Annotated in this window: 23 protein-coding genes and 1 tRNA gene; 19 read left to right on the forward strand and 5 right to left on the reverse strand. The window is 68.9% G+C overall.

Going from position 1 to position 23,028, the window contains the following annotated elements:
- Positions 1-132: 132 nt before the first annotated feature.
- Together asd and AAFF32_RS11270 are read right to left on the reverse strand one after the other, a co-directional pair.
- Positions 133-978 carry an archaetidylserine decarboxylase gene (gene asd / locus AAFF32_RS11265; protein ID WP_216958391.1) on the reverse strand — a complete coding sequence of 282 codons (846 nt, stop codon included), beginning with the start codon at positions 976-978 and terminating at the stop codon, positions 133-135.
- A 69-nt stretch (positions 979-1,047) separates the two neighbouring features.
- Positions 1,048-1,695, reverse strand: coding sequence for an SCO family protein (locus AAFF32_RS11270; protein WP_342315230.1), 648 nt, complete (start codon positions 1,693-1,695; stop codon positions 1,048-1,050).
- Between the two features lie 89 nt (positions 1,696-1,784).
- Between AAFF32_RS11270 and prmB the strand changes: the two genes are divergently transcribed.
- The 8 genes from prmB to AAFF32_RS11310 all read left to right on the forward strand — a co-directional run bounded on the left by prmB (position 1,785) and on the right by AAFF32_RS11310 (position 10,489).
- Positions 1,785-2,729, forward strand: coding sequence for a 50S ribosomal protein L3 N(5)-glutamine methyltransferase (prmB, locus tag AAFF32_RS11275; protein ID WP_342315231.1), 945 nt, complete (start codon positions 1,785-1,787; stop codon positions 2,727-2,729).
- 344 nt (positions 2,730-3,073) lie between these two features.
- Positions 3,074-4,171 (forward strand): chorismate synthase, encoded by a 1,098-nt coding sequence (gene aroC / locus AAFF32_RS11280; protein WP_342315232.1) that lies wholly within the window; start codon positions 3,074-3,076, stop codon positions 4,169-4,171.
- On the forward strand, positions 4,171-5,175 hold the full coding sequence (locus tag AAFF32_RS11285) for a D-glycerate dehydrogenase (RefSeq protein ID WP_342315233.1): 1,005 nt from the start codon (positions 4,171-4,173) through the stop codon (positions 5,173-5,175). The genes aroC and AAFF32_RS11285 overlap by 1 nt, the downstream gene beginning before the upstream one ends.
- A gap of 159 nt (positions 5,176-5,334) precedes the next feature.
- Positions 5,335-5,694, forward strand: coding sequence for an NIPSNAP family protein (locus AAFF32_RS11290; RefSeq protein WP_342315234.1), 360 nt, complete (start codon positions 5,335-5,337; stop codon positions 5,692-5,694).
- Positions 5,695-5,766: 72 nt separating this feature from the next.
- Positions 5,767-6,792, forward strand: a complete 1,026-nt coding sequence (locus AAFF32_RS11295) for an aspartate-semialdehyde dehydrogenase (RefSeq protein ID WP_342315235.1) — start codon at positions 5,767-5,769, stop codon at positions 6,790-6,792.
- 152 nt (positions 6,793-6,944) lie between these two features.
- Positions 6,945-8,819 carry a FimV/HubP family polar landmark protein gene (locus tag AAFF32_RS11300; protein ID WP_342315236.1) on the forward strand — a complete coding sequence of 625 codons (1,875 nt, stop codon included), beginning with the start codon at positions 6,945-6,947 and terminating at the stop codon, positions 8,817-8,819.
- Positions 8,820-9,044: 225 nt separating this feature from the next.
- Positions 9,045-9,848, forward strand: a complete 804-nt coding sequence (truA, locus tag AAFF32_RS11305) for a tRNA pseudouridine(38-40) synthase TruA (RefSeq protein ID WP_342317263.1) — start codon at positions 9,045-9,047, stop codon at positions 9,846-9,848.
- Positions 9,845-10,489: a phosphoribosylanthranilate isomerase gene (locus AAFF32_RS11310; protein WP_342315237.1), complete on the forward strand. Its 645-nt coding sequence runs from the start codon at positions 9,845-9,847 to the stop codon at positions 10,487-10,489. The genes truA and AAFF32_RS11310 overlap by 4 nt, the downstream gene beginning before the upstream one ends.
- Positions 10,490-10,501: 12 nt before the next feature.
- Here the strand turns inward: AAFF32_RS11310 and AAFF32_RS11315 are convergent, their stop codons facing one another.
- The gene (locus tag AAFF32_RS11315; protein WP_342315238.1) at positions 10,502-11,392 is read right to left on the reverse strand and encodes a LysR family transcriptional regulator; all 891 of its coding nucleotides are present in this window, start codon (positions 11,390-11,392) and stop codon (positions 10,502-10,504) included.
- Between the two features lie 80 nt (positions 11,393-11,472).
- On the opposite strand from AAFF32_RS11315, the gene trpB reads away from it, so the two are divergent.
- The 4 genes from trpB to glmM all read left to right on the forward strand — a co-directional run bounded on the left by trpB (position 11,473) and on the right by glmM (position 15,949).
- Positions 11,473-12,681: a tryptophan synthase subunit beta gene (gene trpB / locus AAFF32_RS11320; RefSeq protein ID WP_216958372.1), complete on the forward strand. Its 1,209-nt coding sequence runs from the start codon at positions 11,473-11,475 to the stop codon at positions 12,679-12,681.
- 115 nt (positions 12,682-12,796) lie between these two features.
- Positions 12,797-13,612 (forward strand): tryptophan synthase subunit alpha, encoded by an 816-nt coding sequence (gene trpA / locus AAFF32_RS11325; protein ID WP_342315239.1) that lies wholly within the window; start codon positions 12,797-12,799, stop codon positions 13,610-13,612.
- 97 nt (positions 13,613-13,709) lie between these two features.
- Entirely contained in the window at positions 13,710-14,612 is a 903-nt protein-coding gene (accD, locus tag AAFF32_RS11330; protein ID WP_216958368.1) for an acetyl-CoA carboxylase, carboxyltransferase subunit beta, read from the forward strand.
- On the forward strand, positions 14,609-15,949 hold the full coding sequence (gene glmM, locus AAFF32_RS11335; RefSeq protein WP_216958366.1) for a phosphoglucosamine mutase: 1,341 nt from the start codon (positions 14,609-14,611) through the stop codon (positions 15,947-15,949). Before accD ends, glmM begins: the two co-directional genes overlap by 4 nt.
- A 129-nt stretch (positions 15,950-16,078) precedes the next feature.
- Here the strand turns inward: glmM and AAFF32_RS11340 are convergent, their stop codons facing one another.
- Positions 16,079-17,929: a sulfatase-like hydrolase/transferase gene (locus AAFF32_RS11340; RefSeq protein WP_342315240.1), complete on the reverse strand. Its 1,851-nt coding sequence runs from the start codon at positions 17,927-17,929 to the stop codon at positions 16,079-16,081.
- A gap of 179 nt (positions 17,930-18,108) precedes the next feature.
- Here AAFF32_RS11340 and AAFF32_RS11345 point away from each other — a divergent pair, with 179 nt between their 5' ends.
- Positions 18,109-19,059, forward strand: coding sequence for a 2-oxoglutarate and iron-dependent oxygenase domain-containing protein (locus AAFF32_RS11345; RefSeq protein WP_216958362.1), 951 nt, complete (start codon positions 18,109-18,111; stop codon positions 19,057-19,059).
- 4 nt (positions 19,060-19,063) lie between these two features.
- On the opposite strand, the gene AAFF32_RS11350 is transcribed toward AAFF32_RS11345, so the two are convergent.
- A complete protein-coding gene (locus AAFF32_RS11350; protein ID WP_342315241.1) occupies positions 19,064-19,615 on the reverse strand; it encodes a DNA-deoxyinosine glycosylase in 552 nt (183 codons plus the stop codon).
- 92 nt (positions 19,616-19,707) lie between these two features.
- Here AAFF32_RS11350 and tpiA point away from each other — a divergent pair, with 92 nt between their 5' ends.
- The 6 genes from tpiA to AAFF32_RS11380 all read left to right on the forward strand — a co-directional run bounded on the left by tpiA (position 19,708) and on the right by AAFF32_RS11380 (position 23,024).
- On the forward strand, positions 19,708-20,460 hold the full coding sequence (gene tpiA / locus AAFF32_RS11355) for a triose-phosphate isomerase (protein WP_342315242.1): 753 nt from the start codon (positions 19,708-19,710) through the stop codon (positions 20,458-20,460).
- Between the two features lie 57 nt (positions 20,461-20,517).
- Positions 20,518-21,000 carry a preprotein translocase subunit SecG gene (secG, locus tag AAFF32_RS11360; protein ID WP_342315243.1) on the forward strand — a complete coding sequence of 161 codons (483 nt, stop codon included), beginning with the start codon at positions 20,518-20,520 and terminating at the stop codon, positions 20,998-21,000.
- Positions 21,001-21,125: 125 nt separating this feature from the next.
- Positions 21,126-21,210: transfer RNA gene (locus AAFF32_RS11365), tRNA-Leu, on the forward strand.
- Between the two features lie 164 nt (positions 21,211-21,374).
- On the forward strand, positions 21,375-21,731 hold the full coding sequence (locus tag AAFF32_RS11370; RefSeq protein ID WP_216958357.1) for an NADH-quinone oxidoreductase subunit A: 357 nt from the start codon (positions 21,375-21,377) through the stop codon (positions 21,729-21,731).
- A complete protein-coding gene (locus AAFF32_RS11375; protein WP_216958356.1) occupies positions 21,722-22,294 on the forward strand; it encodes an NADH-quinone oxidoreductase subunit B in 573 nt (190 codons plus the stop codon). The genes AAFF32_RS11370 and AAFF32_RS11375 overlap by 10 nt, the downstream gene beginning before the upstream one ends.
- Position 22,295: 1 nt before the next feature.
- Positions 22,296-23,024: an NADH-quinone oxidoreductase subunit C gene (locus tag AAFF32_RS11380; protein ID WP_216961727.1), complete on the forward strand. Its 729-nt coding sequence runs from the start codon at positions 22,296-22,298 to the stop codon at positions 23,022-23,024.
- The last annotated feature ends 4 nt before the right edge of the window (positions 23,025-23,028 follow it).

Consider the following 23,028-nt stretch of genomic DNA (forward strand, 5'->3'; position numbering starts at 1 on the left):
GAGGGAGAAGGTGGCGCAAAGTGTCGGAAGAGGGAAGCGCGCGGAGCCCGTGCTTCTGCGGCGCGCCTCCCTCTCCCTGGCCGCCTTCGGCGGCCTGTCCCTCTCCCGCAAGGGGAGAGGGAAGGTAGATGCTCAGCCGATCCGCGTAGCCAGCTTCTGCCCCAGACGCACCGGCGATTCGGCATGCAGCGACGGATCCAGCGTCGCAACGCCGGCCGGCAGCAGCACGATCACGGTCGAGCCGTAGTTGAACCGCGCCATCTCGGCGAAGCGGTCGATCGTGATGTTTTCCGCACGCCAGTCCTTGCGGTTGATGCGGTCGCCGTAGGCGGGAATTTCCTCGCCGCTCCACACCGTTTCCACGCCCGAGACGAGCAGCGCGCCGACCATCACGCAGGCCATCGGGCCGAAGTCGGTGTCGAAGTGGCACACCAGCCGCTCGTTGCGCGCGAACAGGCGCGGCACGTTCGCCACGGCCGCGGTGCCCACGCTGAACAAGCGGCCCGGCACATGCACGGTTTCGCGCAGGCGGCCGGTCCAGGGCATGTGCACGCGGTGGTAGTCGCGCGGCGACAGATACACCGTCGCGAACAGGCCGTTGTTGAACGGCGCGGCGTCGGCTTCGTCGCCCAGCAGTTCGGCGGCGGTGAACGACTGGCCCTTGGCCTGGAAGATGCGGCCGTTCTCGATCGGCCCGCACTGGCTGACGTGGCCGTCGGCGGGCATCACCAGCGAGCGCGGATCGGCGTCGGCGATGCGCGCGCCGGGTTTCAGCGCGCGGGTGAAGAACGCATTGAACGTGGGGTACCTGGTCGGATCCGATTGCGCGGCTTCGCCCAGGTTCACGCCGAAGCGACGCGTCACCGTGTCGATCAGCCATTGCTTCAGGCGCGGGTTGTCGGAATAGGCGAGCGAGCGCGCCATCGACGACAGCAGGCGGTGCGGCAGGACGTAGGTGAGGGCGGTGACGAGGCTCATGTCGTTATCGGATTCGGGCGCACGCACGCGCGGAAGCGGAAGGCGCGTCGGCCTTGCGCGAGAGTAGGGTTACTTCGGCGAGGCCTGCGTCAACGCGATCATGTCCGCGGCGATGGCGGCCGGATCGAACGGCGGCTGCACGATGCCGGCCATGCGGCCCTGCGGATCGAGCACGGCCATCGAAGCGCTGTGATCGACGCTGTACTGGTCGGCGCGAGCGCCTTCCGGCGCCGGCACCTTGGCGAACACCATGCTCAGCGACTTGGCGAAGGTTTCCAGCGCCGGCACGTCGGCCGTGGCCGCGATGGTGTCGCGATGGAAGGCGTGGGCGTATTCGCCGATGCGGTCGGGCGTGTCGCGCTCGGGGTCGACGGAGACGAACAGCACGCGCGGTCGCGTGGCCTCCGGCAGCGCGGCCCACTGCTTCTGCGCCTTGGCCATTTCGGCCAGGGTGGTCGGGCAGACGTCCGGGCAATGCGTGAAGCCCAGGAAGACCAGCGTCCAGTGGCCCTTGAGCTCGCCCGGGATCAGCGGCGTGCCGTCGGACTGGCGCAGCGTGAAGGCCGGCAGCGTGCGGGCGGGCTCGAACAGGCGCACGGCGCGGGTCGCCGGCAGCGAGGACTGCGTGGACGGGCCGAAGAAGTGCTGGGCAGCCCACAGGCCCAGGGCCGCGGCCAGGGCGGCAATCAGGATGTAGACCGTGGTGCGGTTGAACATGGCGGCTCTGTGTCGGGCTCGGAGCGGGAGCGCGGGCATGATACCGGGCCGGGGCCCGTATAATGTCGCCCCCTCTGCAAGGCCTCGCCATGACCGGCTCCGCGACCCCCAGCCCCGTCCAGTTCGAGCAGGTCTCGATCATCGACCTGATCCGCTACGGCGGCAGCCGCTTCAACGAGGCCGGCCTGACCTTCGGCCACAGCTACGACAACGCCCTGGACGAGGCGACGCAGCTGGTCCTGCACGCGCTGCACCTGCCGCACGACCTGAGCCCCGTCTACGGCGCCTCGCGCGTGACCGCGGCCGAGCAGGCCAAGGTGCTGGCGCTGTTCGAGCGCCGCATCGCCGAGCGCATCCCGGCCGCCTACCTGACCGGCGAGGCCTGGTTCGCCGGCCTGAGCTTCAAGAGCGACCGCCGCGCCCTGGTGCCGCGTTCGCCGATCGCCGAGCTGATCCCGCACGGCTACGAGCCGTGGCTGGGCGGCCGCGAGATCGAACGCGTGCTCGACCTGTGCACCGGTTCGGGCTGCATCGCCATCGCCACCGCGCACTACCACCCGCACTGGCAGGTGGACGGCGTGGACATCAACGACGAAGCGCTCTCGCTCGCCGCGGAAAACAAGGAACGCCTGCACGCCGGCAACGTCACGCTGCGCAAGTCGGACCTGTTCAACCAGCTGCAGGGCCAGGTGTATGACCTGATCGTCACCAACCCGCCGTACGTCACCAACGACGAAACCGACGCGCTGCCGCAGGAGTACTCGCATGAGCCCGAACTGGGCCTGCGCGCCGGCGACGACGGCCTGGACCTGGCGCTGAAGATCCTGCGCGACGCGCCCGATCACCTGAGCGAGAACGGCCTGCTGATCTGCGAAGTCGGCGAGGCGGAGAACGCGCTGGTCGAACTGCTGCCGGAGCTGCCCATGGCGTGGGTGGAGTTCAAGGTCGGGCAGATGGGCATCTTCGTGGTGGAGCGTGCGGATCTGGTGGAGCATCACGCGCGGATCAAGGAACTGGCGGACGCGCGCCTGTAAGTAGCTCGTCCGGAAGTAGCGTAGGGCCGTTGGCTGACAGCGAAAGGCGGGCGATTGCAACGATGAGCCGTCATCCCGGCGAAGGCCGGGATCCAGGCCATCACCGTTTCCGAAGCGCGAGCATCGGCGACTTCCAACGCTGCCAGCCTGGATCCCGGCCTTCGCCGGGATGACGGGTTCGGGTGACGCCTCGGTTGATGATCGGTTGACTGCTTCGGCCATGGCGGCGTCGCGGCACGCCTTCGAAGGCGACTGCGCAGCCGCTCGGATGCAGCGGGCCGCTGGTTCCAGCAGCAACCAAACGAGGTTGCTAAAGTGAATGCCCGCACCCGACGGGCCTTCATGTGTCCAGCAACAGCTTCGGCAAACTCCTCACTGTCACCACCTTCGGCGAAAGCCATGGCCCGGCCATCGGCTGCGTGGTCGACGGCTGTCCGCCGGGCATCGCGATCGCGCCGGACGACTTCCGTCACGATCTCGAGCGCCGCGCCACCGGCCGCACGCGCCACACCTCGCAGCGGCACGAGGCCGACGAGGTCGAGATCCTCAGCGGCGTCTTTGAGGGCCTCACCACCGGCACACCCATCGCGCTGCTGATCCGCAACACCGACCAGCGCAGCAAGGACTACGCGAAGATCGCGCAGCGGTTCCGCCCCGGCCACGCCGACTACACCTACTGGCAGAAATACGGCATCCGCGACCCCCGCGGCGGTGGGCGTTCGTCCGCGCGCGAGACGACGATGCGCGTGGCCGCCGGCGTGATCGCGAAGAAGTGGCTGGCCGAGCGTTTCGACGTGCGCGTGCAGGGCTGGTTGTCGCAGATCGGCGAGATCGTGCCGCACGGTTTCGACCTGTCGGCGGTGGAGAACAACCCGTTCTTCTGGCCCGACACGCGCCAGGTGACGGAGCTGGAGCTGTACATGGACGCGTTGCGCAAGTCCGGCGATTCGGTCGGCGCGCGCGTGGACGTGATCGCTACGAATGTGCCGCCGGGTTGGGGCGAACCGATCTACGGCAAGCTCGACGGCGAACTGGCGTCGGCGCTGATGAGCATCAACGCCGTGAAGGGCGTGGAAATCGGCGACGGCTTCGGCGTCGTGTCGCAGAAGGGAAGCGAACACCGCGACCAGATGACGCCGCAGGGATTCGCCAGCAATCACGCCGGCGGCATCCTCGGCGGCATCAGCACGGGGCAGCCGCTGCGCTGCTCGGTCGCGTTCAAGCCGACCTCCAGCCTGCGCCTGCCGATCGACAGCCTGGACACCGACGGCAACGTCGCCGAAGTCGTCACCACCGGACGCCACGACCCGTGCGTGGGCATCCGCGCCACGCCCATCTGCGAGGCGATGGTCGCGCTGGTGCTGATGGACCAGGCGCTGCGTCATCGCGCGCAGTGCGGCGACGTCGGCGAGGTGACGCCGCGCATTCCCGCGCAGCTCTGATGGCCGAAACCCGCCCGCGCGTATGGGTCTCGCAACCGCTGTTCGCCGACATCGTCGGGCGGCTGCGCGAACACTTCGACGTGATCGAAACGGTGCAGGTCGGCAAGCATCCGTCTGAACAGATCGCCGCTGCGCTCGCCACCTGCGACGGCGCGTTGGTCACGCTCAACGATCCCATCGGGGCGGCGGAAGTGGCGAACGCGCCGCGCTTGCGCGCCATCGCCAACGTCGGCGTGGGCTACAACAACCTCGACGTGTCGGCGCTGACGGCGGCGGGCATCCTCGTCACCAACACGCCCGACGTGCTGACCGAAACCACGGCCGATTTCGGCTTCGCGCTGATGATGGCCGCCGCGCGCCGCATCACCGAATCCGAACGCTGGCTGCGCGACGGCCAATGGCGGCAGTGGAGCTTCGAGACGATGCTCGGCGGCGATGTGCACGGCGCCACGCTCGGCATCCTCGGCATGGGCCGGATCGGGCAGGGCATCGCGCGACGCGCGGCGGGTTTCCGCATGCGCGTGCTGTACCACAACCGTTCGCGCCTGCCGGCCGAAGTCGAACGCGAATGCAACGCCGCGTATGTCGATTTCGACGCGCTCATCGCACAGGCCGACCACCTCATCCTGGTGCTGCCGTACTCGCCGGCCGTGCACCACATCGTCGACGCGGCGGCGATCGCGAAGATGAAACCGACCGCGACGCTGACCAACATCGCGCGCGGCGGCATCGTCGACGAGGACGCGCTGGCCGATGCGCTGGAACGCGGACGCCTCGCCGCCGCCGGCCTGGACGTCTACGAAGGCGAGCCGGCGATCAACCCGCGCCTGCTCGCGCTGCGCAACGTCGTGCTCACGCCGCACATCGCCAGCGGCAGCCTCGCCACGCGCCGGGCGATGGTGGCGCTGGCGGTCGAGAACCTGATCGCCGCGCTTGGTCATGGCCCCCGCGCAGGCGATCCGCCGACGCCGGTGAATGCCCGAAAACCGGGCGCGTCGAAGTAGCGACGCACCCGTAGCCCGGGTAAGGCCGAAGGCCGCACCCGGGACCACGCTGCCACCGCCGCCACACGTTGTCTTCGCCGCACCGTCGGATAATGCGGACACGCCGCCGACACCCGGGTGCGCTCCGCTTACCCGGGCTACCAATTCACGGATTCCGCCATGCAGCGCCTGATCCAGATCCGCACCTACCAGCTCGCGCCCGGCACGCTGCTGACCTTCCACCGCGCATTCGTCGAGGCCGCCGTGCCGCTGTTGCGCGCCGCCGGCCACGACGTGGTCAGCTTCGGGCCGTCGCTCCACAAGGAAGATGCCTACTACCTGATTCGCGCCTACGACGATCTGGCCGATCTGAACGCCCGGCAGGATGCCTTCTATGGATCGCCGGAATGGCGAAAAGGTCCCCGCGAGACGGTGCTCGCGGTGATCCAGCAGTACCTGGATGCGGTACTGTGGCTGTCTCCGGATGCCATCAACGACCTGCGACGCCGTAACGCCGGCGACGCGGGCCCGGCTGGCTGAGTCCGTCCGTGTCAACGCAACACCCGCCGGAATGGTTCCGGCGGACCTCCTCCAACCACGAAGAAGGAACCAATGAACGCCAAGAACTCCTGCAATGTAGCCATCGTCGGTGCAACCGGCGCCGTCGGCGAAGCGATGCTGCGCATCCTCGTCGAGCGGAAATTCCCCATTGGCACCTTGCACCTGCTGGCCAGCGAGCGTTCGGCCGGCGAGAAAATCGAGTTCGGCGCGAAAAAAATCGTGGTGGAGGACCTGGCGACGTTCGACCCGAGCGGCATCGACATCGCGCTGTTCTCCGCCGGCGGCAGCGTGTCGAAGGAATACGCGCCCAAGTTCGCCGCGGCCGGCGCGGTGGTGATCGACAACTCCTCGGCCTTCCGTTACGACGCCGATGTGCCGCTGGTCGTGTCGGAAGTGAACCCCGACCAGGTGGGCAACCGCCCGCGCGGCATCATCGCCAACCCGAACTGCTCGACCATGCAGATGCTCGTCGCGCTGGCGCCGATCCATCGCAAGGTCGGCATCGAGCGCATCAACGTGGCGACCTACCAGTCGGTGTCGGGCGGTGGACGTTCGGCGCTGGAGGAGCTGGGCCGGCAGACCGCCGCGCTGCTGAGCTTCCAGGAGCCCAACCCGGAGCGCTTCCCGGTGCAGATCGCCTTCAATCTGATCCCGCACATCGACGAGTTCCAGGACAACGGCTACACCAAGGAAGAAATGAAGTTGGTGTGGGAGACGCGCAAGATCCTGGGCGACGACAGCATCCAGGTGAATCCCACCGCGGTGCGCGTGCCGGTGTTCTTCGGCCACTCCGAGGCGGTGAACGTGGAGACGCGCGAGAAGATCAGCGCGGCGGACGTGCGCAAGCTGCTGGAAACCGCGCCGGGCGTGGAAGTGGTGGACGAGCCCAAGGCCGGCGGGTATCCCACGCCGGTGACGCACGCTTCGGGCAACGACCCGGTGTACGTCGGCCGCATCCGCGACGACTTCTCGCACCCGCGCGCGGTGAACCTGTGGATCGTCTCGGACAACATCCGCAAGGGCGCCGCCCTGAACGCGGTGCAGCTGGCCGAACTGGTCCTGGCCGAGCGCGGCTGACCCCGCCGCAAGGCCCCATCCGCCGCCGAAGTCGCATTCGGCGGCGGTTTTCGTTGCTCCGTCCCCCGGCGAGGGCTTAGAGTCGCGCCGGGGAAGGGCAGGGATCCGAAGTGAAACAACAAGTTGCCAAACAAAGCTCCGCCAGACGCTACATGCGCACCGCGCTGGGGCTGGCCTTGGCCGTGGCCAGTGGCGCCGCTTCGGCGCTGGGGTTGGGGCAGATCGAGGTCAAGTCACGGCTGGGGCAACCGTTCCTGGCCGAAATCCCGATCATCTCCAACGACCCCGCCGAGCTGGAGAACCTGCAGGCCGAGCTCGCCTCGCCGATGGTCTTCGCCCGCGTCGGCCTGCAACCGCCGATGGGGCTGGTCGCGCAGTTGCAGTTCACCTCGGCGCTGGATGCGGCTGGTCGGCCGGTCATCCGCGTCACCACCGAACAACCCGTCAGTGAGCCGCTGCTGACCTTCCTGGTGTCGGTCGACTGGGGCCAGGGCCGTCTGGTGCGCGAGTACGCCGCGCTGGTCGATGCCCCGCGCACGGTGTCCGCACCGCTGCAGCCGGCGATCGAAGAGACCGTCGTTTCCGAACCCAACACCATCGAGCGCCCGGCCGAAACCGCCGCGGTGCCCGCGCCGCCCGAGCAGACGCCCGAGGAAGCGCTCGCCAATGCCGTGGCGCGCGAGGAGAACACCTCGGCCGAAGCCGACGCGAACGCCAGCGACATCCCCGCCGCGCCGCAGCCCGAGCCGCAGCCGCAGGTGGCCGTCGCCACGCCGCCGCGTGCGCCGGTGCCGGACGTCGCACGCGAACTGTCGGGCGATTACACCGTCCGCCGCGGCGACACGCTGTCGGACATCGCCGGCCGCATGCCGGGCGAGGTCAGCCTGGACCAGGCGATGATCGCGCTGCTGCGCGCCAATCCCGACGCCTTCATCGACGGCAACATCAACCGCCTCAAGGCCGGCGCCGTGCTCGACATGCCGGCCGACGACGAGCTGGCCAGCGTCGACGCAGGCGAAGCGCGCCGTCTGGTTGCCACGCAGGTGCAGCAGTGGCGTAATGCGCGCCGCGCGGTGCCGCAGCCGGCGTTGGAAGGCGCCGTCGCCTCGGCGGCCAGTGCAGCGCCCGCCGCTGCCGCGGCCTCCAACAACAATGCAACGGCGGGTGGCGCGGCAACGGCCGATGCCCGTCTGGAAATCGTTCCGCCTGACGCCTCGCGCGCGACCCAGGCGGGCACCCAGTCCGGCATCGAGTCCGGTGGTGAGGGCGACATGCTTCGACAGGAACTGCAGACGAGCCAGGAGACGGTCGCCGCGCGCGACGCCGAGGTTCGTGAACTCAAGAGCCGCATCGCCGAGCTGGAGCAACTGCAGCAGAAGCAGCAGCAACTGGTGGCGATGAAGGACAGCGAGCTGGCCGCCGCGCAGCAGCGCCTGGCCAAGAGCAATGCCGACACGCAGGCCGCGCAGACCGGCTCCGCGCTGCCGTGGGCCATCGGCGGCGGCGCGCTGCTGCTGGCGCTGCTGGGCGGCTGGTGGTGGCGACGCAGGCCGACCAAGCCGGTGTTCCGTGCGCCGTCGGAAGGCGCGGCGGCGACGCCGTCCATCTCCGATGCGTTCGCGCCGGGGGGCGATCTGGAAATGCGCGAGGTCGAGACCTTCGACGAACGCGAGCCCGTGCTCGAGCCCGAACCTGTCATCGAGCGCGCCGCGGAGTCTCCCGCGCGCGCCGAACCCGCCTTCGAACTGACGCCGCAGCCGGCACTGCAGGCCCGTCCGGCGGCTCCGCCGACGCCGTCCGCCCCGATCGCGCCGGCCTGGCACGTCGCCGCCAGCGGCAACGGCCGCCGCGGTCACGTCGAGCCGACGCTGGCGACGCAGCCGGGCCAGGAGCGCCTGGAACTCGCCCGCGCCTACATCGACCTGGGCGACCGCGAGAGCGCGCGCCAGCTGCTGAGCGAAGTCGTCATCAACGGCGACCTGGCCGCGCGCCAGACCGCGTCGAGGATGCTGCAGGACCTCGGCTGAGCATGAGGTTTTGAGCCCCTCTCCCCGCGGGAGAGGGGTTGGGGTGAGGGCCAACGAAGCGGCGACGACACACATCGCCGCATTCGCACCGCGCCGGTTTTCTTCAGAACGCGATTTGCCTTCGCACACCCCGCGAAGCACGATGCCGCACGACCCCCGATTCCGGGCAGCGCCGGAACGCACATCTTTCCCGTGAACACTCCTGCCGAATCCTCCATAGCCGACATCGCCCCCACCAGCCGTTTCGCGCTCGGCGTGGAGTACGACGGCACCGGCTTCAGCGGCTGGCAGCGCCTGAGCAAGCACGGCGAGCCCGAGCGCGAAGGCGAGCAGACGCTGCAGGCTGCCCTCGAAGAAGCGATTTCCTTCGTCGCCGGACATCCCGTGGAAACCATTTGCGCCGGGCGCACCGACGCCGGCGTGCACGCGTCCTGCCAGGTGGTGCATTTCGACAGCCACGCCGCGCGCGATCCGCGCAGCTGGATGCTCGGCGTCACCAGTCGCCTGCCGCCGCAGATCGCGGTGCGCTGGTGCCGGCCGGTGGCGTCGGATTTCCACGCGCGCTTCTCCGCCCGGGCGCGCCGCTACCGCTACCGCATCCTCAACCGCCCGGTGCGCGCCGCGCTCGGTCGTCCGTACCTGAGCTGGGAGCGCCGCCCGCTCGACGCCGACGCCATGCACCGTGCCGCGCAGGCCCTGCTGGGCGAAAACGACTTCTCCTCCTTCCGCACCGTGCATTGCCAGTCGCCGCACGCATGGCGCGAACTGCAGGACATCCGCGTGACGCGCGACGGCGAAGTGGTCGAAGTCGAAGTGCAGGCCAACGCTTTCCTGCACCACATGGTGCGCAACATCGTCGGCAGCCTGCTGATGGTGGGCAGCGGCGAGAAACCCGAGCACTGGATCGCGGACCTGCTGCAGGTGCGCGACCGCACCGTCGCCGGACCGACGGCGCCGCCGACCGGGCTGGTGTTCCTCGGCCCGCGCTATCCGGCGCAGTGGAACCTGCCGGCCGAGGTGACGCTGTGAACCGCGCGCCGCTGCGCACGCGCATCAAGTTCTGCGGGATGACGCGCGCGGACGATGTCGCGCTGGCGTGCATGCTCGGCGTGGATGCCGTTGGACTCGTCTTCGCGCAGCGCAGTTCGCGGCGGCTGGAGATTGAACAGGCTCGCGCGCTGCGTGCGCAGGCGTTGCCGCTGGTGGAGGTCGTCGCGTTGTTCATGGACAACGAGGCCGCGCTGGTCCGGCGCGTGATCGACGAAGTACACCCGACGCTGCTCCAGTTCCACGGCGACGAAGACGACGCGTTTTGTCGGGACTTCGGCGTGCCATATCTCAAGGCGGTCGCGATGGGCGGCGATGCCGACGTGGCTGCGTTGTCGCGTCATCCCGGCGCGGTCGGCCTGCTGCTGGACAGCCACGCGAAGGGCGGGGCGGGCGGAACCGGCCACCGCTTCGACTGGTCGCGCATTCCGGATGATCTGGACCGGCCGTTCCTGCTTGCCGGCGGCCTGCATCCGGACAACGTGTTCGACGCCGTGTGTGCGGTGCGGCCGTGGGGCGTGGATGTCTCCAGTGGCATCGAGTCCGCGCCGGGCGAGAAGGACGGCGCGAAGATGCGGCGGTTCGTCGAGGAAGTCGCTCGCGCCGACGCGGCGGCCCGGTAGACCCGGAGCGTCTCAGCCTTCAGCCAACGCACCGCGCAACCACTGCGCGAGTTCCGCCACGCGCGGATCGTTGCCACGTTTGCGCGCGACCAGCGCCCAACGTGCGTCGGTTTCGACGAACCCCCACGGCGCCTCCAGCCGCCCGGCGGCCAGGTCTTCCGTCACCAGCGGTTCGGGTGCGATCGCCACGCCGAGCCCCGCGTTCGCCGCTTCCAGCAGGTAGTACAGGTGCGGAAAGCCGGTGCCCGGCGATAGCGCGCCGGCATCGACGCCCGACCGGGCCGCCCAGTCCGACCACGCCTGCGGCCGCGACTGCGTGTGCAGCAGCGATTCGTGCGCGAGCGCTTCCGGGGCGGCGTCGCGCAGGCGTTCGAAACCGGCGAAGCGCGGGCTCACGACCGGGCCGATGCGTTCGGGCGCGAGCTCGTGGACCTGCCAGTCGGCCGGCCAGGGACCGTTGGCGATGAGCAGCGCCGCGTCCAGCCCCGTCAGGGCGGCGTCGGGCGCGGTGTCGCTGGCGGCCAGGTGCAGGGTCAGGTCGGGACGCTCGCGCGCGAGGCGGTCCAGGCGCGGGATCATCCAGCGCGCCAGCACGCTGCCCGGGCAACCCAGCACGAACGGTGCCTGGGACGGCCGGCGGCGCAGTTCGGACCAGGCCTGGCGCAGCGGCCCGAACGCCGCCTCGGCGGCCTCGTGCAGGCGATGCCCGGCCGGCGTCAGCGCCAGCCCCCGGCCCTCGCGCACGAACAGTGCGGTGCCCAGCGCCTCTTCCAGCGATTTGAGGTGGCGGCTCACCGCGCCATGGGTGACATGCAGCTCCTCGGCGGCGCGACTGACGCTGTCCAGCCGGGCCACGGCCTCGAAGGCACGCAGGGCATTGAGCGGGGGTAGGTCGCGGCTCATGTGGACGTGTGAGGTTTTCTGACAGGACAGTCCGATTTTATGCATGTTCCGGCGTCATGTCGTTCGCTAAAGTCACGAGCATGTCCCGTCCCGACTTCCACGCCTTCCCCGACGCCTCCGGCCATTTCGGCCGCTACGGCGGACGCTTCGTCGCCGAGACGCTGATCGGTCCGCTGGAGGAGCTGGCCGCCGCCTACGACGCCGCACGCGTCGATCCCGCCTTCAACGCCGCCTTCGATGCCGACCTGGCGCACTACGTCGGCCGGCCGAGTCCGATCTATTTCGCCGAACGGCTGAGCCGTGAGGTCGGCGGCGCGCGCATCCTGCTCAAGCGCGAGGACCTGAACCACACCGGCGCGCACAAGATCAACAACACCATCGGCCAGGCGCTGCTCGCCAGCCGCATGGGCAAGACCCGGATCATCGCCGAGACCGGCGCCGGCCAGCACGGCGTGGCCAGCGCCACCGTGGCCGCGCGACTGGGCCTGGAATGCGTGGTCTACATGGGCGCCACCGACATCGAACGCCAGAAGATCAACGTCTACCGCATGAAGCTGCTGGGCGCGACCGTGATCCCGGTGACCAGCGGTTCGGCGACGCTGAAGGACGCACTCAACGAAGCGATGCGCGATTGGGTCACCAACGTGCGCGATACGTTCTACATCATCGGCACCGTGGCCGGTCCCGATCCGTACCCGCGCATGGTGCGCGACTTCAATGCCGTGGTCGGCCGCGAGGCGCGCGCGCAGATGCTGGCCGAATACGGCCGCCTGCCCGATGCCGTCACGGCCTGCGTCGGCGGCGGCAGCAACGCCATCGGCATCTTCCACGCCTTCCTCAACGATGCTGACGTGCGCCTGGTCGGCGCCGAGGCAGCGGGCGAGGGCATCGCCACCGGACACCACGCCGCCTCGCTCGCGGCCGGTCGCCCCGGCGTGCTGCATGGCAACCGCACCTACGTGCTGTGCGACGACGACGGGCAGATCATCGAGACGCACTCGGTGTCCGCGGGCCTGGACTATCCCGGCGTCGGTCCCGAGCACGCGTTCCTCAAGGACACCGGCCGCGCGCAGTACGTCGGCGTGACCGACGCCGAGGCACTGTCCGCGTTCCACCGGCTCTCGCGCACGGAAGGCATCCTGCCGGCGCTGGAGTCCAGCCATGCGATCGCGCAGGCCATCAAGCTCGCACGCGAGCTCCCGGCCGACGCGATGGTGCTGTGCAACCTCTCCGGGCGCGGCGACAAGGACGTCCACACCATCGCCGCGCGCGAAGGCATTTCGCTCTAGCGGCATCGCTGCGCTTCAAGGGGAAGGTCGGGGACGCGGCGGGACCATCCCTCCCTCCCATCCCACGCCTTCCGGGCCTTCCCCTTGAAGCGGAGCACCAGACCATGGCCTCGCAATGAACCGAATCGACCGACGCTTCACCCAGCTGCGTTCCGCCCGCCGCAAGGCGTTGATCCCGTTCCTCACCGCGGGAGATCCCTCGCTGGAGGCCACCGTGCCCGTGATGCACGCGCTGGTGGAGGCGGGCGCCGACGTGATCGAACTGGGCGTGCCGTTCTCCGATCCGATGGCGGACGGGCCGACGATCCAGCGCAGTTCCGAGCGCGCGCTGTCGCGCGGCGCGGGGCTGGCGTTCGTGTTCGAGGCCGTGCGCCAATTCCGCGAGCGCGACGCCGACACACCGGTGGTGCTGATGGGTTACCTCAACCCCGTCGAGATACGCGGCGCCGAACGCTTCGCCCGCGACGCGGTCGAGGCCGGCGTGGACGGTGTGCTGCTGGTGGACTTGCCGCCGGAAGAGGCGGCCGAGTTCCGAAGTGCATTCGATGCGCAACGGCTGGCGCTGATCCTGCTCGCCTCGCCCACGACCACGGACGAACGCCTGGAGCGGCTGTGTGCGGATGCGCAGGGCTATCTCTACTACGTGAGTTTCGCCGGCGTGACCGGTGCCGATCGCCTCGATACCGGTGCGGCCAGCGAACGCCTGCATGCGATCCGCCAGCGCAGCCGCGTGCCCGTGGTCGCCGGTTTCGGCATCAAGGACGCCGAAAGCGCGGCGGCGATGGCCCGTGAAGCCGAGGGCGTGGTGGTGGGCAGTGCCCTGGTGGCGGCCCTGGCCGAGGCCGGCGATCCGGCCATACAGGCCCGCATGTTCCTGGCGCCGCTGCGCGCCGCGCTTGACGCCGTATCGGCCGCCGCCCATCCGGCCTGAGAGGGCGCGCGGCCGCCGCCGCCCGCTGCGCTAAACTGCCCCGCTCGGCCGGATCCGCTCCGGCTTTCTTCACGCCGAACGGGAATACTCTCAACGCATGTCCTGGCTCAAGAAACTCATGCCCTCGGGCATCCGCACCGACGCCGCCGCCGCCAAGCGTCGCAGCGTGCCCGAAGGTCTGTGGGAAAAGTGCGATCGCTGCGGCGCCGTGCTCTACCGCCCGGAGCTCGAGGAGAACCTCGAGGTCTGCCCGAAATGCAGCTTCCACATGCCCATCCGCGCCCGCGTCCGCCTGGCGGCGCTGCTGGATGAAGGCAGCACGCGCGAGATCGCGGCCGAGCTCGGCCCGACCGATGTGCTCAAGTTCCGGGACCAGAAGCGTTACGGCGACCGCATCAAGGCCGCGCAGAAATCCACCGGCGAGCGCGACGCGCTGGTCGCGATGGAAGGCACGCTCAAGCAGCGCCCGCTGGTGGCCGCCGCGTTCGATTTCGCCTTCATGGGCGGCTCGATGGGCTCGGTCGTCGGTGAGCGCTTCACCCGCGCCGCCGAGCGTGCCGTCGAGCTGGGCTGCCCCATGGTCTGCTTCACCGCGACCGGCGGTGCGCGCATGCAGGAAAGCCTGTTCTCGCTGATGCAGATGGCCAAGACCTCGGCCGCGCTGGGCCGCATGCGCGCGAAGGGGCTGCCTTTCATCTCCGTGATGACGCACCCCACCACCGGCGGCGTATCCGCATCCTTCGCGATGCTGGGCGATCTCAACCTGGCCGAGCCCGAAGCGCTGATCGGCTTCGCCGGCCCGCGCGTGATCGAGCAGACGGTGCGCGAGACGCTGCCGGAAGGCTTCCAGCGTTCGGAATTTCTGCTCGAACACGGCGCCCTCGACCAGATCTGCGACCGCCGCGAGCTGCGCGATCGCCTCGCCACGCTGTTCGCCCTGATGATGAAGCAGCCCCAGCCGCAGGAAGACGAGGCCGTCTCCGAGGGGAGCCGCGCGTGAGCCGCCGTTACTTCGGCACCGACGGCATCCGCGGGCGTGTGGGCGAGGGGGCGATCTCGGCCGACTTCGTCCTGCGCCTGGGCAATGCCTACGGCCACGCACTGCCGCGTCGTGACTGGCGCAACCCGGTGGTGATCATCGGCAAGGACACGCGCATCTCCAACTACATGTTCGAGGCGGCGCTCGAGGCTGGACTGGTCGCCGCAGGCGTCGACGTGCAGCTGATGGGCCCGATGCCGACGCCGGCCGTCTCGCACCTGACTCACTCGATGCGCGCCGACGGCGGCATCGTGATTTCCGCCTCGCACAACCCGCACCACGACAACGGCATCAAGTTCTTCTCCGCCGAGGGCGAGAAACTCGACGACGCCACCGAACTGGCCATCGAGGCCGCGCTGGAGCAGCCCTTCCGCACCGTGCCGTCCGAACAGCTCGGCAAGGCGGTACGTACGCGCGACGCGCTGGGCCGCTACATCGAACACTGCAAGAACTCGGTGCCCAAGGGGTTCGACCTGGGCGGCTTGCGCATCGCGATGGACTGCGCGAACGGCGCGGCCTACCAGCTCGGGCCGCTCGTGCTGCGCGAACTGGGCGCGCGTGTCGACGCCATCGGCATCGACCCCAGCGGCATCAACATCAACGACGGCGTCGGTTCGACCCATCCGGACACGCTGGTTGCGCACGTGCGCGCCACCGGCGCGGACATCGGCATCGCCTTCGACGGCGACGGCGACCGCGTGCTGTTCGTCGACGGCAACGGCGCGGTCTGCGACGGCGACGACCTGCTGTACGTGATGGCCACCGACTGGCAGCAGTCCGGCCGCCTGCGCGGCCCGGTCGTCGGCACGCTGATGACCAACTACGCGCTGGAGCGCGCTTTCGCCGAGCGCGGCATCGACTTCATCCGCGCCAAGGTGGGCGATCGCTACGTGCACCAGCAACTGGTGAACAACGGCGGCGTGCTCGGCGGCGAGGCTTCGGGCCATATCCTCTGCCTGGACCGCTCCAACACGGGCGACGGCATCGTCAGCGCGCTGCAGGTGCTGGAAGTGCTGCGTCGTCGCGGCGTGTCGCTGCGCGATGCGCTGGACGGCTTCCGCAAGGTGCCGCAGAAGACGATCAACGTGCGCTTCGCCGCGGGCTCCAGGCCGGCCGAAGCCGCTTCGGTGAAGGCCGCACTGGTACAGGCCGAGCAGGCCGTCGCCGGTCGCGGACGTGCCTTCCTGCGCCCGTCCGGCACCGAGCCGGTGGTGCGCGTCACCGTCGAAGCCGACGATGCCGTGCTGATGCAGGACACGCTGGACAAGCTCGCAGCGGCGGTGCGCGACGCCGCGTGAGGAACGCTCCTTCTCCCTGCTCGGGAGAAGGGCTCACGGGGGCGTTCCCGTGACAAGACGCAGGAGGGCGGCGCGCCCTCCACGACCGTTTGGCGGCGGGTCCGTACTCCCGCGCCGCCACCTGGGAACTCAGCGCTTCTTGAAGCGCGTGAGCATTTCCCACGATTCGCTCACCGCATCCGCAGACACCTGTGCGTCCTCGATCGGCTCATAGTGCCGATCCACGACGCTGGCCGAGCCGAAGTTGTCGAACAGGTAGATCAGCGCGCCATCGCGGATGCCGCGCTGCGACCAGCTTTCCACCAGCAGCGGACGCTTCGCCGGAATCTCGCCGAAGAGGTCCAGGCCGGTCGAATAGTCCGCGCTGTCGCTGCTGCAGCCCAGCGCGTGACGCATCACGGTGGGAACGAAATCCTCGTGCGAGGTCAGCGTGTCCACGCGACGCGCGGGACGGCCGGGCCAGTGCAGCACGAACGGCGTGCGCAGCTGGTAGTCCGAGAAGTTGCCGTTGTGACCCCAGTAGTTCTTGTGCAGGTCGTTGAACTCCTCGCCGTGGTCGCCGGTGATCAGCACCACGGTGTTCGCGGCCAGCGGACTGTCGGCAAGTGTTTCGAGCAGTTCGCCGATCAGCTCGTCGCTGTAGTGGACCGCCGTGCGGTAGCGGTTGAGCTCCGGTGTGGGATCGTGATCCGGGCCGAGGTTGAGGAAGTTCACTTCCTGCGCCATCGGCTCGAACCGCGCGCGGTAGCCGTTGGGCAGGTGGTAGGGCGCATGCGGCGAGTCGAGGAATACGAAGCCGAAGAACGGCTTGCCTGCCGGATGGTTGCGGATGTCGGCCTGCATGCGCGAGACGACGTTGCGGTCGCGCTCGGCGCTCTTGAGGTTGGACGGACCGTTGACGATGCGATCGCGCACCTGCGAGAACACGGTGCGGTCGAACTCCGGGCTGTACAGCGGCGCGCTGCCGTAGATGTGCATCGCGTAGCCGTCGGCTTTCATGCGGTCGATCAGGACCGGGCCGCGCTGCTCGGCCAGCATCGATTGCCAGTACCCGCCCGGCAGCCCGTACATCAGGCCGAACAGGCCGAAGCGCGTCGCGTTGCCCGTGCTGAAGTGGTTCTGGAACCACTGCGCGTCCTGCGCATAGCGCCAGGTGTTGGGCATCACCGCCGGGTCGAGCACGTCATGGCGCAGCGATTCGACCAGGATCACCAGCACGTTCAACCCGGGCGTGGCCGCGCATTGCGGCGCGTGGCGCGGGTAACCCAGGCGATCGCCCGTATCGGGCAGCTCGGCCGCCTTGGCGGTCTGCACGCCGAAGCGGTGCAGCGCGTTCTTCAGGGTGATGGGCTGCGCCCACGGGATGTAGGTGAGCTGCGACATGACGGCGCGGTCGCCGCGAGCATCCGAGTAAGCGACCATCGCCTGGCTGATCAGGAACAGCGCGCCGGCGATCCACCACGCCAGGCGGATGCGCAGCAGCGAAGGCTTGCGGCGCAGCGCCTTCCACCACAGCCGCGCCGCGACGACCTGCAGCGTCAACAGCGCCGCGCCGCCGAACGCGAGCAGCGCCCACATCTTCGCCGAGAAGGTGACCTGATCCTGCAGCGCGCCGCCGAAGATCATGTTCACCACCATCGCATTGAGGTGGAACCGGTAGAGCGCGAAGACCTTCGCATCGGCCAGCAACAGGCAGATCCACAGCGTCTGCAGCGTCACGGCGACGACGATCATCCAGCGCGGATTTCGCACGAAGCGGCCGAGCAGGTACGCCGGCAGCGCAACCAGCGTGCCGAAGAAGATGAAATGGCCGGGCAGGGCGAGCATCAGGAACAGCGCCGAATGCCAGCGGCTGGCGGCATCGGTCAGCGGGATGTTGCTCAGCGTGATGAGCACCGCCAGCACGGCGTTGCCGAGGATGAGGCCGGTGAGCCAGGCCAGCGCACGCTGGCGGCGGGGAGGAATGATGACGGTGTCCATTCGTCTTGTGGGGGGAGCCAAGGCGAAAAAAGGGCGCCATTATCCGCCAACTGCAAGTTTCGGTCCCCGTGCAGGAAGGCATGCGAACCTGAACCGGCCTGCGGGAAGGTCTCGCCCTGGGCCCGTGCGCCCTGGCGCTATCATGTGCGGCTAACGTCACCTTCGTCCCAGGAACCCCCGTGAACCGCATCCCGACCCTCGACATCCGTCGTTTCACCGATCCCGCCAGTCCGGGCGATCGCGAGGCCTTCGTGGCCGAGCTCGGTGCGGCGTACCGCGAGTGGGGCTTCGCCGGCATTCGCGGCCATGGTATTGCGGACACGCAGATCGATGCGGTCTACGACGTGTTCAAGCGCTTCTTCGCGCTGCCGGAGGACGTCAAGCGCAAGTACCACGTCGCGGGCAGCGGCGGCGCGCGCGGCTACACGCCGTTCGGCGTGGAGACGGCGAAGGACTCCAAGCACTTCGACCTCAAGGAGTTCTGGCACGTCGGGCGCGAGATCCCGCGCGATTCGAAGTACGCCGACGTGATGCCGCCGAACCTGTGGCCGGAGGAGCTTCCCGAGTTCCGCGCGCAGGCCTATGGCCTGTACGAATCGCTGGACCAGCTGGGTTCGCGCGTGCTGAGCGCGCTGGCGCTGCACATCGGTCTGCCGGAGACCTACTTCGCCGACAAGACGAACTCGGGCAACTCGATCCTGCGCCCGATCCACTATCCGCCGATCACCACCGACGACATCCCCAACGTCCGCGCCGGCGCGCATGAGGACATCAACCTCATCACGCTGCTGGTCGGCGCCAGCGCCGAGGGCCTGGAAGTGCTTTCGCGCAAGGGCGAGTGGGTGCCATTTACCGCGAACGCCGACACCATCGTGGTCAACATCGGCGACATGCTGCAGCGCCTGACCAACCACGTGTATCCGTCCACCACACACCGCGTGGTCAATCCGCAGGGCGAGAAGGCGCGCCAGCCGCGTTACTCGACGCCGTTCTTCCTGCACCCCAATCCGGATTTCCTGATCGACGTGCTGCCTTCGTGCGTCACGGCCGAGAATCCGAACCGCTATCCGGACGCGATCACCGCGCACGGCTACCTGGAAGAGCGCCTGCGTGAGATCAAGCTGAAATAAACCCTCAGCGTTCTTCGTTCGCGACGAGGACACCGGCCGCCTGCAGCGCTTCGCGCCAGGCGGCCAGTTTTTTTGCGGGCGCGACGGACGCGTTGGCCGGGCTGGTGGAAGGCAGTCGCCAGGCGCGCACGCCGAAGTCCTCCAGCCGCGGCGCATGGCGGCGGTAGGCAGCCTCGGCCTTGGCGCCGTTGAACAGCACCGCCCGCACCTGGCGATGGCGGCGGAAGAACGCGGCGAAATCGTTGGCCTGAGCGGTCGCGTCGCGGATCGCCGAGTCCAGGCTGCCTTCGCGTTCGCAGCGATCGAGCACGTCCCACACCGCGATGCCCGCGGCCTTCAGCGCGGCCACGCGGCGCGCGTAGGGCAGGGCAGGGTCGGCGCCCACCAGCGCGCCCATGATCGGCCAGAAGCGGTTGTGCGGATGCGCGTAGTAGCGCCGCGCCTGCAACGAGGCGACGCCGGGCATGGAGCCCAGGATCAGCACGCGCGCATCGCGTGCGGCGATCGCGGGGAAACCTTTCAGAAGTTGCGCGTTCGCGTCGTCGTGCGTGCTCATGGGTCCGGATTCTCGCCGACGTGGAGTAAACTTGCCGCCGCTCGCGGCCGGACGTTCGCGCCGTAGATCCCCGAATACTCGAAGGAGTGGCCATGCGCCGCAAAATCGTTGCCGGAAACTGGAAGCTGCACGGCGATCGCCGCTTCGCGCTGGAGTTGCTCGATGCGCTGGTCGAGAAGTCGGCGCCGCAGGGCGTGGAGCGCCTGATCCTGCCGCCGCTGCCGTACCTGGCCGGGCTGGTCGCGCGCTACGGCGAACGCGGCCTGTCCTTCGGCGCGCAGGACGTCAGCGCGAACCAGAAGGGCGCCTACACCGGCGAGGTCTCCGCGGAGATGCTCAAGGACGTGGGCGCGACCTACGGCCTGGTCGGCCACTCCGAGCGCCGCCAGTACCACGGCGAGACCAGCAAGCTGGTCGCGCGCAAGTTCCTCGCCTGCAAGGCGGCCGGGCTCACGCCGATCCTTTGCGTGGGCGAGAGCCTGTCCGAGCGCGAGGACGACCAGACCGAGTGGCGCATCCAGGAGCAGCTGGAACCGCTGTTCGCGCTGGGCGGCAAGGACGTGTTCGAAGGCGCGATCGTCGCCTACGAGCCCGTCTGGGCCATCGGCACGGGCCGGACCGCCACCCCGGAACAGGCCCAGCAGGTCCACGCATTCATCCGTAGCGAAATCGCTGCGCGCGATGCTAGAATCGCTGGCTCGCTTCCGATCCTGTACGGCGGAAGCGTGAAGGCCGACAATGCCGCCGCGCTGTTTGCGCAGCCGGACGTCGATGGCGGCCTGGTCGGAGGCGCCTCGCTGGTGGCCGAAGACTTCCACGCCATCGCAGTTGCGGCGGCGCCCTGACGAAACGCGGATCCGTCCGCCGGACGTCGTTCACGAGACGAATAGCAGAACCCAACGATGCTGTTGATCCTCAACGTCATCTACGTGCTGATCGCGATCGCGATGATTGCGTTGATCCTGATGCAGCGCGGCGCGGGTGCCCAGGCCGGCTCCGGTTTCGGCGGCGGCGCCTCGGCGACCGTCTTCGGCGCGCGCGGTTCGGCGAACTTCCTTTCCAAGGCGACGAAGTGGCTTGCCATCGCGTTCTTCGCGATCAGCCTCTTCATGGCCTGGCAGGCCACGCGCAAGGCCACCGGCGACACCGGTCCGACGCCGAGCGGCGTGATGGCCGAGGTCCCTGCGGTTCCGGTCGCGCCGACCGCCGGCAATGCCGCGATTCCGGCCGCGCCGACGCAGGCTCCGGCCCCGGCTGCGACGATTCCGCAGGCTCCGGCAGAGCAGGCTCCTGCGGGTCAGGAGGCTACTCCGGCCTCACCTGAGCAGGCGCCGGCCGCCCAGTCGCCGGAACCGGCAAAGCCGCAACCCCCTGCGGGCGGCTGAGCTAACGCGGTAAACTTTGATTTCATCGGCCCGGCACGGATTGCCGGGTACGGTCAGCGATGACCGGAAGCGACCAAAGCCCCACACGGCACGGTCGCAGTCAGGACGACAAAACAGGTTTGATTGCCCAGGTGGCGGAATTGGTAGACGCACTACCTTGAGGTGGTAGCGACGTAAGTCGTGGGGGTTCGAGTCCCCCCTTGGGCACCACACCGAACAACACTGCTGTAAGAGAACTGTTGCAGCACTAGCACCACCGACCGAGGTGCGGCACGCACGGCGGGCCGAGTCTCGCGCGGGGATCACCCAGGCGGCTGCCGCCGAGCCAGGTCGCGACTCACGCGATCGAGCTAAACGAAGCGAGAGAACATCGAGTGCTGGCCGAATACCTGCCGACCCTGCTGTTCCTGATCGTCGCCGGAGGTATCGGCGTCGCCCTGCTGGTGGTGGGCAAAGTGCTCGGCCCCCAGCGCCCGACCCTTGAGAAGCTCGCGCCCTACGAGTGCGGCTTCGAGGCGTTCGAGGATGCGCGCATGCAGTTCGATGTGCGCTATTACCTCATCGCCATCCAGTTCATCATCTTTGACCTGGAAATCATCTTCATCGTGCCCTGGGCCACCGTGTTCCGCGAACTCGGTGTCGTCGGCCTGATCGAAATGGGTATCTTCGCCGGCATGCTCTTGCTCGGCTTCGTCTACGTCTGGAAGAAGGGAGCGCTCGAATGGGAGTGATCCAGAGCGTCTCTGACCTCATGCACAACCCGCTGCCCGAAGGGCGGCTGGACGACATCCTGCGCCCCGAGGGCGACAACCCGCTGCTGCAGAACGGCTTCGTCACCACCAGCATGGACGCGCTGTGGAACTGGGCGCGCACCGGCTCGATGTGGCCGATGACGTTCGGCCTGGCCTGCTGCGCGGTCGAGATGATGCACGCCGGTGCCGCGCGCCTGGACCTGGACCGCTACGGCGTGGTGTTCCGCCCGTCGCCGCGCCAGTCCGACGTGATGATCGTGGCCGGCACGCTGGTCAACAAGATGGCCCCGGCGCTGCGCAAGGTCTACGACCAGATGCCGGACCCGAAGTGGGTCATCTCGATGGGCAGCTGCGCCAACGGCGGCGGCTACTACCACTACTCGTACTCGGTGGTGCGCGGTTGCGACCGCATCGTGCCCGTCGACGTCTACGTGCCGGGTTGCCCGCCGACCGCCGAAGCGCTGGTCTACGGCATCCTGCAGCTGCAGAAGAAGATCCGTCGCGGCACCAACTTCGGCGAAAACCCGCAGGGTGTCCGCTGACATGGTCGAGACCGCACAAGCCTTTGCCGATCGCCTGGGCGCTCGTTTCGCCGATGCCATGATCGTCGTCGCGCAGCCGCGCGGTGAGATCACCATCGACGTCACCGCGGCGCAGTGGCTTGCCACCGCGCTGGCCCTGCGTGATGAGTTCGGCTTCGAGCAGGCCGTGGACATCAGCGGCGTCGACTACCTCAGCTACGGCAGCGACGAGTGGGACACCGATGTGTCCTCCGAAGGCTTCTCGCGTGGCGTGGAAGGCAAGAGTGCCGGCCGCTTCGTGTGGGGCGAGCAGCCAAACGGCGCCGCGGCCGCACCGGAGCGCCGTTTCGCCGCCGTCGCGCACCTGCTGTCGTACCAGCACAACGCTCGCGTGCGCCTGCGCACCTTCGCCGACAACGATGAGCTGCCGGTGGTGGATTCGCTGACGCCGGTGTGGCCGGGCCTGAACTGGTTCGAGCGTGAGGCGTTCGACCTGTACGGCATCGTCTTCGAAGGCCACCCGGACCTGCGCCGCATCCTGACCGACTACGGTTTCGTCGGCCATCCGTTCCGCAAGGATTTCCCGCTGATCGGCAACGTCGAAGTGCGCTACGACGCCGACAAGAAGCGCGTGGTGTACGAGCCCGTTTCGATCGAGCCGCGCGTGGCCGTGCCGCGCGTGATCCGTGACGACGCCCGCTACGAGACCGCGCAGGGCGAGGCCGCGCAGCGCGGCGAGGTGAAGAAGTGAGCGC

The organism is Lysobacter sp. FW306-1B-D06B, assembly GCF_038446665.1.
In the GTDB taxonomy this organism is placed as follows: Bacteria; Pseudomonadota; Gammaproteobacteria; order Xanthomonadales; family Xanthomonadaceae; genus Lysobacter_J.

Excerpts from the sequence above, each read along its gene's own strand:
- AAFF32_RS11290 (WP_342315234.1), top strand. The coding sequence starts at position 5,335 with ATGCAGCGCCTGATCCAGATCCGCACCTACCAGCTCGCGCCCGGCACG.
- asd (WP_216958391.1), bottom strand. The coding sequence starts at position 978 with ATGAGCCTCGTCACCGCCCTCACCTACGTCCTGCCGCACCGCCTGCTG.
- AAFF32_RS11300 (WP_342315236.1), top strand. The coding sequence starts at position 6,945 with ATGCGCACCGCGCTGGGGCTGGCCTTGGCCGTGGCCAGTGGCGCCGCT.
- AAFF32_RS11350 (WP_342315241.1), bottom strand. The coding sequence starts at position 19,615 with ATGAGCACGCACGACGACGCGAACGCGCAACTTCTGAAAGGTTTCCCC.
- AAFF32_RS11340 (WP_342315240.1), bottom strand. The coding sequence starts at position 17,929 with ATGGACACCGTCATCATTCCTCCCCGCCGCCAGCGTGCGCTGGCCTGG.
- trpB (WP_216958372.1), top strand. The coding sequence starts at position 11,473 with ATGTCCCGTCCCGACTTCCACGCCTTCCCCGACGCCTCCGGCCATTTC.
- AAFF32_RS11315 (WP_342315238.1), bottom strand. The coding sequence starts at position 11,392 with ATGAGCCGCGACCTACCCCCGCTCAATGCCCTGCGTGCCTTCGAGGCC.
- secG (WP_342315243.1), top strand. The coding sequence starts at position 20,518 with ATGCTGTTGATCCTCAACGTCATCTACGTGCTGATCGCGATCGCGATG.
- accD (WP_216958368.1), top strand. The coding sequence starts at position 13,710 with ATGTCCTGGCTCAAGAAACTCATGCCCTCGGGCATCCGCACCGACGCC.
- trpA (WP_342315239.1), top strand. The coding sequence starts at position 12,797 with ATGAACCGAATCGACCGACGCTTCACCCAGCTGCGTTCCGCCCGCCGC.
- tpiA (WP_342315242.1), top strand. The coding sequence starts at position 19,708 with ATGCGCCGCAAAATCGTTGCCGGAAACTGGAAGCTGCACGGCGATCGC.
- prmB (WP_342315231.1), top strand. The coding sequence starts at position 1,785 with ATGACCGGCTCCGCGACCCCCAGCCCCGTCCAGTTCGAGCAGGTCTCG.
- AAFF32_RS11380 (WP_216961727.1), top strand. The coding sequence starts at position 22,296 with ATGGTCGAGACCGCACAAGCCTTTGCCGATCGCCTGGGCGCTCGTTTC.
- AAFF32_RS11295 (WP_342315235.1), top strand. The coding sequence starts at position 5,767 with ATGAACGCCAAGAACTCCTGCAATGTAGCCATCGTCGGTGCAACCGGC.
- AAFF32_RS11375 (WP_216958356.1), top strand. The coding sequence starts at position 21,722 with ATGGGAGTGATCCAGAGCGTCTCTGACCTCATGCACAACCCGCTGCCC.
- AAFF32_RS11270 (WP_342315230.1), bottom strand. The coding sequence starts at position 1,695 with ATGTTCAACCGCACCACGGTCTACATCCTGATTGCCGCCCTGGCCGCG.
- AAFF32_RS11285 (WP_342315233.1), top strand. The coding sequence starts at position 4,171 with ATGGCCGAAACCCGCCCGCGCGTATGGGTCTCGCAACCGCTGTTCGCC.